The sequence below is a fragment of the Idiomarina sp. Sol25 genome, assembly GCF_033052775.1.
In the GTDB taxonomy this organism is placed as follows: domain Bacteria; phylum Pseudomonadota; class Gammaproteobacteria; order Enterobacterales; family Alteromonadaceae; genus Idiomarina.
This window is the reverse complement of record NZ_JAUPEW010000151.1, coordinates 1-263: the sequence shown is the minus strand read 5'-3', so window position 1 is coordinate 263 and position 263 is coordinate 1. Positions and strand designations below refer to the sequence as shown.

The window sequence follows — 263 nt, the reverse complement described above, 5'->3', positions numbered from 1 at the left end:
GTCCGGGCCGATGCCTGTGTCTCTATCTATCTCAAGACCACGCCGTTGACGCAGGCGTCGGATGCCAGCCGCATCGAACTGGGAAATCTGGCCAGGCAGGCGCGCGAGCAGCTGGAGGCTGCGGGGTTCGACAAGCGCCGGCTTGCCTCCCTGATGGAGCAATTCGACGATCTGGGGGAGGATGACGACTTCTGGCGTCTGCAAGCCAACAGCCTGGCCCTGCTCGCAACGCCGGACAGTCTACGCTCGTTCCGGCTGCCCAA

1 protein-coding gene is annotated in these 263 nt (G+C 64.3%); it reads left to right on the top strand.

What is annotated here, in order from left to right:
• On the top strand, positions 1–263 hold a 263-nt coding region (locus Q5L94_RS13825), incomplete at both ends, for a hypothetical protein (RefSeq protein WP_317498930.1).